Below are 15,585 nucleotides of genomic sequence, written 5' to 3'. Positions count from 1 at the left end.
GAAAGTAGGCTGAGTCATTCACCCTTAGAGCAGTTCTGCATGAAGCCAGAAACGGTTAGCCAGATAGCTATTAATGAGCGAAAAGCTAACTCTAATTCCTGGCCTGATTCCTCGTCTCTTTAGAGCGAGGAGCGGCTCAATGACGATAATCTACAAGTTCGCAAGGACGCTAAGGATCTCACACCCCAAGAAAAACAGCGGTTTGTCAACGCGGTTTTAGCGTTAAAAAATAGACCTTCCTCCTACACAATTTTTAATCCCGCAACCAATACGACTGAAACTCCTCCCAATGCCTATGATTACTTCGTCAGGTTGCACCAACTAGCTTTTGGGCAAGTAGACGCGAGGGGAGAAATGGCGTTTGAAATGCCACCCGTCCACGGTGGGCCACCATTCCTGCCGTGGCATCGCGAATTTATCCGCAGGTTCGAGCAAGAACTACAGTTGGTAGACCCAGGCGTCAGCCTACCTTACTGGGACCCCACTACGTCAGACAGTACCAGAGCCGTTTTCAGCGACGATTTTATGGGAGGTTCCGGCGAAGCGCAAGACAATTTTTTTGTGCGAACCGGTCCGTTTAAAGCACCAGATGTCTCGCGGCGAAATCTACCGACGCAGCAGCTAAACCAGCAGAACGTTTGGACGCTGGCGTTTAACTCGCGATCGCAAGTAAATCCGACCGGACAGGCACGATTTTTACAACGCACCTTTGGTTCCATCTTCGATCCGTCCTCAGTATTTTTCGGGAGTGCCAACTTACCGACAAAAGCGGATGTAGAAGAAGCCCTCAGCCAACCCACCTACGATACCTTTCGATCCACTGTGGAAGCAACGCCCCACGGACGCCCCCATGTTTGGGTGGGTGGCGCGATGGGTTTGGCGACTTCTCCCAACGATCCGGTCTTTTTCCTGCACCACGCCAACATTGACCGCCTCTGGGATGAGTGGATCGAACGCAACCAAAATAATCCCAACTTTCGCCCGTATCTTCCCTTAGACGGCGCGCCTGGGAGTGCTGGACTTGAGATCAACGACTCCCTATTTAATTTCGGGGATGTCTCTCCAGAGCAACTGCTGGCTACCGAACCTCTGGGTTACACATACGATACCAGCGATCGCCAACCCACCCAAAACCCCAATCCCCCAAGCCCCAATCCCCCAAGCCCCAATCCTCCAAGCCCCAATCCCCCAAGCCCCCAACCCGGTATCGATCCATCTCTACCGCAAATCTCCGTCAACGACCCATCCGTAGGGGAAAGTAGCGGGGAATTAAACTTTATCATCAGCTTGTCGGAGCCAAGCTTGCAGATGGTGACGGTGGACTATGCTTTGACATTTGCCAACATAGAAGGCAACACCGCCTACGAAACGGTTTTATCCGGCAACCAAGAAGTCCCGCCCGTCAATTCCAAAGCCACCGGCTTCGGCTTTTTCCAACTTAACGGCAAAGGCGATGCTCTGACTTATGCCACCAAAATTTCCGGCTTAGATTTTGGGCCGTTGTTGGGGCAAGCACCTCAAACCTCTGATACAGGGGATGATGTGACTGGCGTTCACTTTCACGTCGGGTCATCAAACGTCAACGGCCCGGTTGTTTTAGATATTTCCAAAGGTCAAGACGCAGACGACTGGAAGGCTACGATTAACCCAGATGGTTCTACCATCATTACCGGGGTTTGGGAAACAACCGATAAAGCCACTAAATCCATTAGCGAGTTTACCGCCAGTCTCAAGTCGGCAACTCCCGGAGACGATACCAAGCTGTACCTCAACATTCATACCAAAAGGTTGCCAGGGGGAGAAATTCGCGGTCAAATTACCGGCGGACGTCCCGATGTGAGTGCGATTGCCTCTAAGGGTCAGATAACGTTCAATCCAGGCCAAACCAAACAAGTTATTACTTTAAACGTTATCGACGACAGGTTACCGGAGTTTGACGAAACAGCGCCGCTCTTTTTGAGCAACCCCAAAGGCGCTGCGATCGCCGACGCCCAAGGTCTTGCTAAGATTCTGGATAATGACGGTGGCGGTGGTGTGGGTCTACCCGAAACACCCCAGACGGGTGGTAAAGGCAACGATACCCTTTCCGGCGACAGCGGCAACAACACCATCTCTGGCGGCGATGGGGATGATTTCTTTTATGCCGGAGATGGGGACGACCAAGTCTTTGGCGGCAAAGGCAAGGACTTCTTCTACGGTGACGGCGGTAACGACGACATCAACGGCAACCAAGATAACGATACCCTCTATGGAGGTAAAGGCAATAACACCCTCTACGGCGGTCAAGGGGATGACGATGTCTACGGCGATGGAGACGAGGATGTCCTTTACGGTAATAAAGGCAGCGATCGCATGTACGGGAAAGGCAAAGATAAACTCTCCGGCAACCAAGACAACGACTCGATCTATGGTGGAGAAGGCGAAAGTACGATCTACGGCGGTCAAGGCGATGACATGGTCTGCGGCGATGAGGACGATGATGATGTTTATGGGGATAAAGGTAAAGACATCGTCATTGGTGCCAATCCCAAAGCTTCCAGACCTGGAACCGGCGAGATCGATAGTCTCACGGGTGGTTCCGAATCAGATTACTTTATTCTGGGAGGTAAGACCAGCGCCTACTACAACGACGGCAACACCAAAGACAAGGGTTTGAGCGATTACGCTATCATTACCGACTTCAACAGCAAGGAAGATTTTATCCTGCTTTCAGGTTCCGCATCCGGCTATCGGCTGGTTGCCTCTCCCAAGGGTTTACCCAGCGGGACGGCAATTTACCAGAGAACCGTTGCTGAGGATGAACTGATTGCGATCGTCAAAGACGCTACGGATTTGAGTTTGTCAAGCAGTTACTTTAATTACATCTAACTGCTCCAATGGGGCAGATGAGCGAGAATCCGTGCATAATACATCCAAGGCTTCCTCATCTTACCCTGTGATTATGCCCCCCATTATCTTGCTGCCCCTATTGGTATTGAGCGTTTTATGCGTGACTAACGCGATCGTGCTTTACCCTTTAGAATTGATCCGGACGTTTAGCATCCCAGGGTGGCTGAGTTTAGTTGCGATCGCCCTAGTGCTTTCTTGGTGCTTCGGCGAGTAGACCAGGTCGATCAACTTACAATTGATTGGGAATTAATTTTTAATACAAAAGACATCTCCCTAGCAGAGCAAATCCGATCAAAATGGCTGGCAGAATTCCTATTCCTTTTCTTTCTAAGCGTCGTGTCGCAAACCTCTCGCGCAAGGCTCACCCAGTTAGACCTCAAACTGCGGTGCCCCCTACTAGCGCCAAATACCGAGCCGTCGTGTTGATGCTGATTGTCACTTCGTTTATTAGCGTTTGCACGGCTCGTTTGGTGCAACTGCAACTGCTGCAAGGACAGCACTACCGGAAGCAAGCCGAACAAAACCGCGTGCGCCTGATCCCGATGGCATCGGCGAGAGGCAATATTGTAGACCGTAAAGGCAAAGTGATGGCAGCCAGTCGGGTAGCTCGCTCGGTGTTTGTGTGGCCCATGCAACAAACCCCCGCCGAATGGGAAGTCACGGCGAATAAACTGAGCGCCATTGTCGATATTCCCAGCGAGGAAATCCTGGAAAAATTAGACCAGGCAGGCTATGTATCGGCTTTGCCAGTAAGGGTGGCGCAAAATCTCTCCCCAGAAGCGTTCGTCGCCCTGGAAGAGCTGGCAACTCAATTTCCTGGTTTGGAAATCCGCGCCGAGTCGAGCCGTTACTATCCCAACGGGGAAGTAGCTTCCCACGTTTTGGGATACATCGGCGAAGCGACGAGCGCAGATATGAAAGCAAACCCCGACTTTCCTGTGGGGATGATTGTCGGCAAAATGGGAGTCGAACGCCTCGCCGATAAACAGATCAGAGGCATGTGGGGCAGCCGCTTGATCGAAGTGGATGCCAGAGGCAAAGAATTGCGGGAAATGGGCATCCGTCAGCCCCAGGCGGGCGCTCAAGTCACCCTCACCTTGGATCTCGACCTGCAAAAAACAGCTGAACAAGCTCTAGGCCGTCGGCGGGGTGCAGTCGCGGTTATCGACCCCAGAACGGGGGCAGTTTTGGCGCTGGCTAGCAGCCCCAGGTTTGACCCGAATTTCTTTACGCGCAAGGTGTCTAGGGCTGAGTGGCAGAGCCTTCAGGCACGCAACAAGCCGTTTCTCAATCGCGCCTTGCAAGGCTATCCACCCGGCAGTACGTTCAAAATTGTCACCTCGGCGGCGGGGATGGGTTCTGGTAAATATTCCCCAGGCTCAAGGATTGCTACCTCGGCTGGTATCAGTCTGGGTGGATTCTTTTTCGGGGAACACTCGGGCAGCGGTTATGGCGTAATTGGCTTTCGTCAGGCGCTAGCGGTTAGCAGCAATACCTTCTTTTACCGCATGGGGCTAAAAGTAGGGCCGGAGGAAATTTCTAAGTGGGGTCGTAAGCTGGGAATTGGCAACGTAACCGATCTGAAGTTGCCGGGAGGCACTCATGGCAGTCTCCCGACGCCGGAGGAAAAAGAGAAGCTTTATAAAGAACCCTGGTATCCAGGGGATACCATTAGCATGTCCATCGGTCAAGGCTTGGTGCTGACGACTCCCTTAGAAATGGCGGTGGTGGTATCGGCGATCGCTAACGGCGGGATGCGCGTTAAACCCCATTTGCTTGCCGATCAAACTAAAACCGCCGAATATAAACCAGAACCCACAGGTCTAGCCCCAGACGCAGTTGATGCCATTCGTTCTGGACTCAGAGCTGCGGTAACACAAGGAACTGCTAAAAAGCTCAACGATGGTTCCCTTCCTCCAACAGCAGGTAAGACGGGGACGGCGGAAGTACCCCACGGTCGCCGAAGCAATGCCGTGTTTGTGGGTTATGCCCCGCTAAACAAACCGACCATAGCGATCGCGGTCGTCGTCGAAAATGGTGGCTACGGCGGCGTCACTGCGGTTCCCATCGCCCGCGAGGTCTTCAGAACTTATTTCAATCAACGCAAATAGCTAATGGGTAATGGCTAATGGCTAATTGCTAATTGTTTTTTGCCATTAGCCATTAGCTATTAGCTAAACCAGCAACGAACTACCCCCGTAAAGATTAGCCAGATCGGAACTTCTTTGTAGCGCCCAAGCCCGACGCACCGCAGCATCAGCATTGACTAACCCATAACCAAAGGTATTATCCCGCCCTGGGACACCCAAGTCCATTGCCGTATTGGTCAAAATTTGACGCACCTGCCCTGCATTTAAGTTGGGATTGACACTCCAAACTAGCGAGGCAATGCCAGCTAAATTGGGATTGGCAGCAGAAGTTCCGGGAAAATAATTCACACTGCCATATTTATCCATCGCGGGCGAATCTGTTGCCGCCATTAAGGTCAAATTAGACCCGCGATTAGAATATGGTGCAATATTTGCCACCTTGGCGTTTAATAAACCATTCACCCACTCGTATTGCCACTGACGTACCCCATTAACATCCCCTATGGTTTGCAATGCGCCAACTGACATGACGTTGCTGTGCGTTGTTTCCAGCCTTGCCAGACCATTAACGCTGGTTAGATAGTTTGGATCGGCGAAATTACCGCCTGGACCGCCATTCCCCGCACCAACTGCAAACAGGGCAATATCCGAGTTTTTTTCGATTAGCTGTTCGAGTTGCTCCCGCGTAGCCCCCCAATAATTTAGCCAACCATCCCCTTGAATTCCTCCTTGGAATACAACTCGCATATTATTGGCGCGTGCGTAATTAATTGTGTCACCAATCGCTTGCAGTAAAGACACACCCTGGTACACGTCGTTCACGTATACTTTGCTGTTCCAATTGATGCCAGCAATCCCAGAATTGTTGTTAGCCGTTGACGACATAATACTAATCGACGAATGACCGTGTCCGTAAGTAGTCGTGCCGTTATTCGGGTTATTGTCATCGTCTTCGTTATCATCGTCGGTTGGAGCGGTTATCAAACGCCCCTGTGCTATATCAACGATGCTGCCGCTTGCTCCCGGTGCTGTCAATATTCCCGTATCTAAAGAAGCCAATAATACGTTATTCGCTCCTTGAGTAAAGCGCCAAGCGCTATCTACATCCGATACGTGCAGATTCCACTGATAATCAAAATACCAATCGTTGGGGCGAACTTGCAGTTCTAAATTTGTCCCGTCTGCAAATTTGAGATTTTCAATTCCTTGAAAATATATTTCTCCTCCATTAGCCAGGGTTAAATAATCAAAGGCTGTCCCTTTAAAAATTGCTTGATTCGCTGTCGAGTTGGACAATGGATTGAACCCACTGAGCTTCATGCCATTGATGCTCGTCACATCATTGCGAGAAATTCCGGCAAGATTGAGGGTATCTGTGCCGCCGCGTCCCAGAAATACTGCTCCTTCTCCCGGTACGTTCGAGTAATTCAGCGTGTCTGCAGTAAATGTGCCAATGCTTTTATTCCAAGGTAAAATTTCTATGCTTTGGAAGGGGGAGAAAATCTTTTGACCGCTAGTTGTAGTTCCAATTGCGCGAACTAGATATTCGCCCTCAGATAGACTTGAAAAGTTTGCTAGATTAATCAGATTATCAGATAATTTATTCCCAGTCCAATTTCCTAAACTACCTACAATACGATCAAATTGCACAACTTCCAGCTCAACCTTTGACACAGATGCTCCATTGGCTAATTCATAGCTAACCCGGAGCGCTCCGCCTTTAAACACAGTATCGAGAGTGTTATCGCCGGAAGCATCAATTACGCTAAAATTAGTAAAATTTGGAACAGTATTAATAGGTAATATCGCAGGTGGATTGGGGCTGACACTCGGAGGGATTGGATTAGCTGCCAAACCTGTCCAATTTGTCAAGTCTTGTTGGCTAGATGTGTCGCCTGGATTGGGAATGGAAATGTTGGTAAAATTGGTTACAATGTCGTTTGTGATGCTGTCGCTAGAAGTCTCTGGCGCGTTACTCGATGGGATGGCAGACACGCTAAAATTGTAAGCGGTGCTGGGAGCACCAAATGGATAAATCTTGATGTAGTAAGTGCCTGGATCTAAGATTGTATCAACGGTTTCGTTGCTTGTGCTGGCATTGGTCCAACTTTGCAACACCTGACGGCTATCAGATAGCAGCTGCATGTCAGCATTCGCGCTCATGCCGCTGAGGGACATGTGGCAGCCGCTGCGACTGCTAAGAGTGAACTGATAAAGATCGTAGGGGTCAACGGCGTCGATAGAATCGGTAACCGTCTGGGGACTGGAAGTGATATTTAGAACCCTATACGTACCGGATGATTGCCCTGGATTGTCGAATAGCATAAATAACCCCCTTAGGGATCGTACTTCCACTATACAGGGGAGTTTTCGGTATTATGGGCTACAGAAAGAGTTTTACCTAAAAATTACAAAATCTTTAAATTAGCTTTATAAAAGCTTCAAAATACCTATTTAGATACATGCGCCAGATGGGTTCGCTAGCCAAATCCCTGACTTTTCGCCACAAATCCGCGCGATCGCGTTCTCAGGGAAAAATCGTATTACTTTGTATTGCCTGACACATGTTCTTTGGGTTTGCATTTGCTCAAGTGCATGTCGCGCCATAGTCAAGCATAAGTCAGGCAATCTCAAGTATTTATCCAGCTCAATCTCAAGCAGCCGTTGTTTTTAATCAATATTATCGCAGCGATCGCGCAGCGGAAGGTAGGCATATCGCCCCATTCCCCCTAAAGGAGAAATCATCCCATGCCATTCCTAGTGTCTGAGCCACTCAACTACCCGATCTTATATTTTTGTAAAGTCAAAGTGACCCAGAAGTTAGCCACCCATATCTGGCTGAATCAACCGCGTTGCTTAATTTCGGTATATTTTAGCACGACAAGTCACAAAACTTTGTAAAGTGTTGCCGGAATTCCTTGACGCTTTTGTGAAGCTTTAGCTAAGCTGAAATTGTAGTAAATAAGCTACAAATAAGCTACAAAAGCGTTGTTTAAGTATTTTTACGGCGAAGAGAAGTAATTCTTTTTGCCAGTTATCGCGGCCTTGCAATACCGACGGAACCGATGCCAAGCGCACTTAAAAAAAGGGGGTTGGCGGATTTTCATGGGGCAAAAACGTGAAAGTCAGTAAACCCTGCATCAGTTATGACCAAGTTTTAGCAGGAAGCATGAGACAAGGGCAAGCTTGGTGCAGCTACCGCTAGTTCAAACGAACACTAATGCTCGCTAGAAGCAAAGTATGCAAAACAATCAACCGATCGACGACATAATGGGGTTTGGTCAGCAACAACAGCAGCTGGAAAATCAAACTGTCTCGCGACGTGACGAGAACTTGGGCGATCGCCCCAACCGAGTTTTTGATGCAGAATATGTCCCCAACCAGGTGATTGTCAAGTTCAGCTCAGGAGTTAAGACAGCAGACATCGAGACTTTGCAACAAAGTCTGGGTGCTACAGTTCTCGGCACAACAACAAATCTGGGTATTCAACTGTGGGAACTGAGAAATCTCACCACAGATCAAGCGATCGCCACCTTTGGCAACGATTCCAGGATCGAATATATCGAACGCAACTATCTCCGCAGTTTGGATGCAACCCCCAACGATCCTAGTTTTGACCAACTTTGGGGGCTAAACAATACCGGACAGACAGGTGGAAAGCTGGATGCCGACATCGATGCACCGGAAGCCTGGAATATTCAAACCGGCAATAATGTTGTGGTTGGGGTGATTGATACGGGGGTAGATTACCGAAAAAATTGGGTTTAAAGCCCTGCCCTTTCAGGGCGGCTTCCAATATCTGTGCTAGAATTTATACTAACGCGCAGACGATAAAGATGTTAGTTTTTGAGGTGAAGTTAGAAGGAACAAACGGGCAGTACGAGCGGCTAGATGAAGCCATTCGTACTGCCCGTTTTATGAGAAACTCTTGCCTCAAGTACTGGCTCGAAAACAAGGGTGTCGGCAGATCCGATCTAAGCGCTTATTGTGCAGTACTTGCTAAGGAGTTTCCTTGGGCAAACAAGCTTAACTCAATGGCGCGTCAGGCATCAGCTGAACGCACTTGGTCTGCTATTGCACGATTTTATAATAACTGCAAAAAGGGCAAGCCTGGTAAGAAGGGATTTCCTAAGTTCAAGAAACATCAAACACATGGTTCTGTTGAATACAAGACCTGTGGCTGGAAGTTATCAGAGGATAGAAGGTATATCACCTTCACCGATGGCTTCAAAGCAGGAACCTTCAAACTTTGGGGAACTCGCGACCTGCACTTCGACCAGTTGAACCAGATTAAGCGGGTACGAGTCGTGCGTCGCGCTGATGGCTACTACGCTCAATTCTGCTTAGATATAGAGCGAGTAGAAAAGAGGGAGCCGACGAAGAAGACTATTGGGCTAGATGTGGGACTCAATCACTTCTATACCGACAGTAATGGAGAGACGATGGAAAACCCACGTTATCTGCGAAAGTCGGAAAAAGCTCTCAAACGTTTATCCCGCAGACTGTCGAGAACAGAGAAAGGCTCCAAAAATAGAGCCAAAGCAAGAAAAAAGCTAGGTTGCAAACACCTCAAAGTAAGTAGGCAGCGTCAAGATTTTGCTGTCAAGTTGGCAAGATGCGTAGTCCAGTCTAACGACTTGGTTGCTTACGAGGATTTGAAGGTGCGTAACTTAGTTAAGAACAAGAAGCTGTCCTTGTCGATATCTGATGCAGCTTGGTCAACATTCCGTGACTGGTTAGAGTATTTTGGCAAAGTGTTTGGCGTGGTAACGGTTGCCGTTGGGCCTCACTATACCAGCCAGAATTGCTCTAGGTGTGGCAGCGTTGTCAAAAAGTCTCTCAGCACAAGAACACACCGATGTGGTAAGTGTTTGCTTGTACTGGACAGGGACTGGAACGCTGCCATCAACATACTTGAGCTAGCGCTCCGTACCGTGGGACACACGGGAACGTCAAACGCCTCTGGAGAGAACGACCTCTGCTTGGGTGAGGAAACTCCTCCAAGTAAGCCGACTCACAGAAAGAGGAAGCCCAAACAGCGATGTTTGGAATCCCCGCACTTCTAGGGCGGGGAGGATGTCAAAATCACCCGGATCTAGCTGCCAACATTTGGACAAATCCGGGAGAAATTGCCGGAGATGGAATCGATAATGACGGCAACGGGTACGTGGATGACATCCACGGATGGGACTTTGTCAACAATGACAGCAATCCATTTGACGATAACGGACACGGTACTCACGTATCAGGCACGATTGCTGGCAAAGGCAATAACAGCAACGGCGTTACGGGGGTAAGCTGGTCAGCTAACATCATGGGACTGAAGTTCCTGAGTGCTTCTGGTTCTGGCACCACCTTCAACGCAATTAAAGCGGTGGAATATGCCACGCAAAAGGGTGCGAAGCTGACCAACAATAGTTGGGGTGGTGGTGGTTATTCCCAAGGATTGTATGATGCGATCGCCGCCGCCGGTACTGCCGGACAATTATTTATTGCCGCCGCTGGGAATGATTACGGCAACAACAACGACGCGAACCCCTTCTATCCCGCCAGCTACAACCTAGATAGCATCATCTCGGTTGCCGCCACAGACCACAACGACGCCTTAGCCTATTTTTCCAATTACGGTGCCACATCCGTAGACTTAGGTGCGCCTGGAGCTAATATCTACAGCACCCTACCGAATAACAGCTACGGCACCTACAGCGGCACCTCGATGGCAACTCCCCACGTAGCTGGGGTTGCCAGTTTGATGTGGTCGCAATACCCGGACCTAACCGCACAGCAGGTTAAGGATCGGATACTGAACTTCGCCGATCCCATTGCTGCCTTAGACGGAAAAACCGTTTCTGGAGGACGACTCAACGCTTTTAACTCACTCCTGCTGCAACCGGGTAAAGGTGCGATTAGCGGCATCAAGTGGAATGACAAAGACGTTGATGGTATCAAAGACAACAACGAGTCTGGTTTAGCAGGCTGGAAGATTTATCTAGACCAGAACAACAATGGTCAGCTAGACCCAGGAGAAACCTCTACCACCACCGACGCCTCTGGTGCTTATACCCTGATCAATTTGGAACCAGGTACTTACACCGTAGCCGAGGTTCCCCAACCAGATTGGGCGCAGACCTTCCCAACTGGAACGGGTAGCCACGCGGTAAATGTGGCAGCCAACCAGATTGTTGAAGACATTAACTTCGGCAACCGCAACACTAACTTTGGTGCGATCAAAGGCACTCAATGGAACGACTTAGACGGCGACGGCATCAAAGATATCGGCGAACCGGGACTCAAAGACCGGAAAATTTATCTAGACCAGAACAACAACGGTGTGTTCGATCCTGCCGAACTGTCCGCTCAAACCGATGCTAATGGCAACTATACCTTTACCGACTTGGCGTGCCGGAACTTATCAAGTTGCCGAAGTGCAGCAGACTGGCTGGCAGCCGACCTTCCCGCCAAACGGGGTGCAAACGGTGATTCTGGAGGGGGGCGAGATTGAAACCAACATCGACTTTGGTGACAAGGCACTCCCTGGACAAATCCAAGGCATCAAGTGGAAAGACACGGACGGCGACGGTACTAAAGACGCCAGCGAAGCCGGACTTGCAGGCTGGACGCTCTTCCTAGACAGCGACAAAGACGGTATTCTCGACCCAGGCGAGACTTTCACCACCACTGGCGTCAACGGCGAATACAGCTTCAAAAACCTAGCACCGGACACCTACACGGTAGCTGAAGTGGTGAAACAGGGTTGGACGCAAACTTCCCCTGGCGCCCCGGGCAACAAGAGTTTTGAAACGGGTAACTTCACCAGTTGGCAAACCAAGGGCAATACCAGCATCCAAACAGCCGCCTATGGTGCTACTCCGACCAATGGTACTTATGACGCTTTGATTACCAACGGCGTTGGTTCGGTCAGCGATGCCGACCTGGAAACTTTCCTGGGGTCAGCAGCTGGAAGCTTAGACGCCTTGGGTAATGGCAACGCCACCGAAGGGTCGGTTATCAAACAAACAATCTCCGTGCCTAAAGGGGCTAAATTAACCTTCGATTGGAACTTCCTGACCAACGAGGCGACGCCGAGTTCCTTCAACGATTTTGCCTTCGTTTCTATCGGGTCGAATCCCTCGAACACTCTGGCTAACACCAAGAGTTCTTTCGTGACTTCTCCCACCATTTTTGAGGAAGAGACCGGATTCGGCACCTTCTCCCAAACCTTCACGACTGCTGGAACCTATACGGTAGCTGTCGGGGTGGTGGATGTGGGAGATACTGTAGCCGATTCCGGTCTGCTAATAGATAACTTCTCTCTGACAGATGACGCAGGCAACCCCTTGCCCGGTTCCCACACAGTCACGGTTAATCCAGGAGAAACTGTCAAAGGTATTGACTTTGGCAACAAGCAACTACCCGCAGAAATCAAAGGCATCAAGTGGAACGACCAAAATGGGGATGGAGTGCAAGACCCCGATGAACCGGGACTGGCAAACTGGACGATGTATTTAGATGCCAACCAGAATCATCAGCTCGACCAAGGGGAAATCGCGGTCGTCACCGATGCTAATGGCAATTATGCTTTCACCGACCTGGAACCGGGGACTTACACCGTCGCCGAAGTCATGCAAAACGGTTGGCAGCAGACAAGTCCAGTAAACCCCACCAATAAGAGTTTTGAAACGGGTGACTTTACCAGTTGGGAAACCAAAGGCAACGCTACCATCCAAACCGATGCGTTTAAATCTGGTCCGACAGATGGGATTTATGATGCTTTGATTACCAACGGCATCGGTTCCTTCAGCGATGCGAACCTGGAAACCTACCTGGGTTTGACCCCAGGCAAGTTGGACAGCTTGGGCAATGGCAACGCTACGGAAGGTTCGGTTCTCAAGAAGACGATTGCGGTGTCTGCTGGCACAAAGTTGAGCTTTGATTGGAACTTTCTCACCAACGAGGGAACGCCAAGTTCTTACAACGATTTTGCCTTTGTTTCCATTGGAGGAGGACCTGTAACTACCCTGGGTAGCACAAAGAGTTCTTTCGTAACTTCTGGTACTTCTTTCCTGAAAGAAACTAAGTTTGGGACTTACAGCTACACCTTCACCAAGGGTGGAACTTACGATGTGGCTGTCGGGGTTGCGGATGTGGGAGATACTGGGATTGATTCCGGTTTGCTAGTGGATAACTTCCAGCTGACCGATAGCAATGGTGTGCCTGTCCCAGCTTCCCAGAACGTCACTCTCAGTGCTGGTGATATTGTCAATGACATTAATTTTGGCAACCAACAGGTGCCTCAACTGTCTATCAGTAACGCAACTGTTACCGAAGGGGATGTAGGAACTGCCAATGCTACTTTCACCGTTAGTCTATCTCAGCCTGCAAGCAAGACAGTGACGGTGCAGTATGCCACGGCGAACAGTACGGCTAAACCAGGGGAAGACTATATCGCTGCTAGCGGTACGCTGACGTTTAATCCGGGGGATACTACTAAAACGATATCGGTATCGGTGATTGGCGATACCATATCTGAACCAGACGAGATTTTCTTTGTCAACCTGAGTAACCCTAGCAAAGCCATCATCTCCGATGCCAAAGCTACGGGTACCATCCGCAACAACGACACCAAAGCGACTCTCGGCAACGAAACGATTTACGGCACTTTCGGCAATGATTCGATTGATGGGTTAGCAGGTAGCGATTTAATCTACGGCGGTACTGGCAATGACTCGCTCTTCGGCGGCGAAGGTAACGACTCCCTCTCTGGCGAGGCGGGTAACGATATCCTCAATGGTGGCAATGGGAAAGACTCGCTTGTTGGTGGCGCTGGCAATGATTCTCTCGCTGGCGGGGCAGATGATGACACCCTGGTTGGCGGTGCTGGAAATGACACCCTCTCCGGTGATGATGGCAACGACAGTATCGTTGGCGGTGCTGGAAATGACTCCCTCTTTGGCGGCAATGGCAACGACACCCTCAATGGCGTTGACTCCTCCAATAGCGCCCCCGGAAAAGGTGAGTTAGATACTCTGATTGGTGGGCTAAGCTCAGATCGTTTCGTTCTGGGGGATGCTAGCAAGGGAGCCTACTATAACGATGGCAATGCCAGCAATAGCGGGACGAGCGATTTCGCTCTGATAACAGACTTTAGTACCACCCAGGATTTCATCCAGCTAGCAGGAGTTGCCTCTAACTACGCTCTGTCTGTTAGTTTTGGCAATACCGATATCTTCCGCGATAACGATGGCACGCCTGGGTTCAGTGGTAATGATGAACTGATTGCTCGCGTAGCGGGAGTGACGGGTTTAAATCTGGGCGCTAGCTACTTTGTCTACGTCTAGTTCTACAGGACTTACCCACGACGATCCTAGAAACCGGGTTTCAAGCTGCGATCTCTAGTTCCAAAGCGACGATTTTTCATAGAAACCCGGTTTCTTTGCGTAAGTCCTGTTCTAGCTAGATCTGACTACAACCCCGACTTCTTAAACAAGTCGGGGTTTTCAGCGTTACTTATACCAGTATCGCTGCCGATTGTCAAGCATATAAGAAGATATTAAAGCTTTTATCAAGTTATATTTTTTTATGGATCGATCCTCAATTGGAATGCTTACACTTGATTAGTATCGTAAGCTACGCATTAACGGTCAGGTGGTAGCATCACAATCTCAAAGTAAAATAACAGTTTTACTTTCTGATTCGATAGCGATCAAGTATTATTTTTTACTTAATTGCTAGTGGTTATTACGATATTATAAAGAGGAATTAACCTGGGGGCGATTGCAATGCTGGAACTAAAATCGCGTCAACTCGATCAATCAGAGGAAGAAACGGCAACAGAAGCATCAGAGGCGGATTTGCAACAGCGGGTCGAGGAGCTGCAACGAGCGGATCGATCGCTGTACAATCTGATGGGTATGGAAGTGTGGGCGATCGCGAAAACGATGGACGATATCTATCCCGGTTTTTGGCATCAGTTTATGGAGAATCGTCGGATTGCTTGTAAGCAGTTTATGGAGCAGCAAAAGCAAGCGCATCGTTCCGAGGATTGATATAGTTTGAGTGTAAGTTTCTCCCTTGGCTCATGTCTGCTCAATTTTTTAGTCAACCCATCCCTGAGATCGGCGTTGAGGAATTGGCTAGCCGTCTAGCATCTACCACGGATGGGATACAGTTAATAGATGTCCGAGAACCAGATGAAGTAGCGATCGCTCACGTCGATGGCTTTGAAGTCCTCCCTTTAAGCGAATTCAACTCTTGGTCTGGGCAAATTCAGACTCGCTTCGATCCTCATGCAGAAACTCTCGTCATGTGTCACCACGGCATTAGATCGGCACAAATGTGTCAATGGTTGATCAATCAGGGGTTCACCAACGTTAAAAATGTAGTCGGCGGGATTGATGCTTATTCTATTTTGGTCGATGCTTCAGTTCCCCGGTATTAAATCACATTTACCTATAACGGCGGGAGCTTGAAAGCTACCATCTTTTAAGTGGTGGATGAAAAGCGACGCGAGCGGTTTTAACCGCCGTCATATTACCTATTTGGGTAAGTCTGTGTTATAATAATAACATGAGCAGAGTAACTATCACGCTAAAACTAAAATTCGTTG

The 15,585-nt window shown here is 49.3% G+C and carries 10 protein-coding genes; 9 read left to right on the top strand and 1 reads right to left on the bottom strand.

The features are described 5' to 3' along the window. The first annotated feature begins 249 nt into the window (after positions 1-249). The 3 genes from ACE1CM_RS45600 (at position 250) to mrdA (ending at position 5,000) form a co-directional block, all read left to right on the top strand. Positions 250-2,868, top strand: a complete 2,619-nt coding sequence (locus tag ACE1CM_RS45600) for a tyrosinase family protein (protein ID WP_374886222.1) — start codon at positions 250-252, stop codon at positions 2,866-2,868. Between the two features lie 73 nt (positions 2,869-2,941). Then, positions 2,942-3,103 (top strand): hypothetical protein, encoded by a 162-nt coding sequence (locus tag ACE1CM_RS45595; RefSeq protein WP_374886219.1) that lies wholly within the window; start codon positions 2,942-2,944, stop codon positions 3,101-3,103. 82 nt (positions 3,104-3,185) lie between these two features. Continuing rightward, the gene (mrdA, locus tag ACE1CM_RS45590) at positions 3,186-5,000 is read left to right on the top strand and encodes a penicillin-binding protein 2 (RefSeq protein ID WP_374886218.1); all 1,815 of its coding nucleotides are present in this window, start codon (positions 3,186-3,188) and stop codon (positions 4,998-5,000) included. Between the two features lie 63 nt (positions 5,001-5,063). On the opposite strand, the gene ACE1CM_RS45585 is transcribed toward mrdA, so the two are convergent. Then, positions 5,064-7,304: a S8 family serine peptidase gene (locus ACE1CM_RS45585; RefSeq protein WP_374886216.1), complete on the bottom strand. Its 2,241-nt coding sequence runs from the start codon at positions 7,302-7,304 to the stop codon at positions 5,064-5,066. Between the two features lie 915 nt (positions 7,305-8,219). Between ACE1CM_RS45585 and ACE1CM_RS45580 the strand changes: the two genes are divergently transcribed. From ACE1CM_RS45580 to ACE1CM_RS45555, 6 genes are all read left to right on the top strand, one after another. Then, entirely contained in the window at positions 8,220-8,747 is a 528-nt protein-coding gene (locus tag ACE1CM_RS45580) for a hypothetical protein (RefSeq protein ID WP_374886215.1), read from the top strand. A gap of 68 nt (positions 8,748-8,815) precedes the next feature. After that, positions 8,816-10,045 (top strand): RNA-guided endonuclease InsQ/TnpB family protein, encoded by a 1,230-nt coding sequence (locus tag ACE1CM_RS45575; RefSeq protein WP_374886213.1) that lies wholly within the window; start codon positions 8,816-8,818, stop codon positions 10,043-10,045. Further along, positions 10,021-11,481, top strand: coding sequence for a S8 family serine peptidase (locus ACE1CM_RS45570; RefSeq protein WP_374886211.1), 1,461 nt, complete (start codon positions 10,021-10,023; stop codon positions 11,479-11,481). The genes ACE1CM_RS45575 and ACE1CM_RS45570 overlap by 25 nt, the downstream gene beginning before the upstream one ends. Then, a complete protein-coding gene (locus ACE1CM_RS45565; RefSeq protein ID WP_374886221.1) occupies positions 11,405-14,317 on the top strand; it encodes an SdrD B-like domain-containing protein in 2,913 nt (970 codons plus the stop codon). The genes ACE1CM_RS45570 and ACE1CM_RS45565 overlap by 77 nt, the downstream gene beginning before the upstream one ends. A gap of 441 nt (positions 14,318-14,758) precedes the next feature. After that, positions 14,759-15,025: a hypothetical protein gene (locus tag ACE1CM_RS45560; protein WP_374886209.1), complete on the top strand. Its 267-nt coding sequence runs from the start codon at positions 14,759-14,761 to the stop codon at positions 15,023-15,025. Between the two features lie 32 nt (positions 15,026-15,057). Then, complete coding sequence (locus ACE1CM_RS45555; RefSeq protein ID WP_374886207.1) at positions 15,058-15,417, top strand: rhodanese-like domain-containing protein; 360 nt, start codon at positions 15,058-15,060, stop codon at positions 15,415-15,417. The last annotated feature ends 168 nt before the right edge of the window (positions 15,418-15,585 follow it).

This window comes from Microseira sp. BLCC-F43 (assembly GCF_041929235.1).
In the GTDB taxonomy this organism is placed as follows: domain Bacteria; phylum Cyanobacteriota; class Cyanobacteriia; order Cyanobacteriales; family Aerosakkonemataceae; genus Microseira.
The sequence above is the reverse complement of the archived record's forward strand: the minus strand, read 5'-3'. Positions and strand labels throughout refer to the sequence as shown.

Coding starts and splice junctions, on each gene's coding strand:
- ACE1CM_RS45580 (WP_374886215.1), top strand. CDS start 8,220: ATGCAAAACAATCAACCGATCGACGACATAATGGGGTTTGGTCAGCAA.
- ACE1CM_RS45575 (WP_374886213.1), top strand. CDS start 8,816: ATGTTAGTTTTTGAGGTGAAGTTAGAAGGAACAAACGGGCAGTACGAG.
- ACE1CM_RS45595 (WP_374886219.1), top strand. CDS start 2,942: ATGCCCCCCATTATCTTGCTGCCCCTATTGGTATTGAGCGTTTTATGC.
- ACE1CM_RS45560 (WP_374886209.1), top strand. CDS start 14,759: ATGCTGGAACTAAAATCGCGTCAACTCGATCAATCAGAGGAAGAAACG.
- ACE1CM_RS45555 (WP_374886207.1), top strand. CDS start 15,058: ATGTCTGCTCAATTTTTTAGTCAACCCATCCCTGAGATCGGCGTTGAG.
- ACE1CM_RS45585 (WP_374886216.1), bottom strand. CDS start 7,304: ATGCTATTCGACAATCCAGGGCAATCATCCGGTACGTATAGGGTTCTA.
- ACE1CM_RS45570 (WP_374886211.1), top strand. CDS start 10,021: ATGTTTGGAATCCCCGCACTTCTAGGGCGGGGAGGATGTCAAAATCAC.
- mrdA (WP_374886218.1), top strand. CDS start 3,186: ATGGCTGGCAGAATTCCTATTCCTTTTCTTTCTAAGCGTCGTGTCGCA.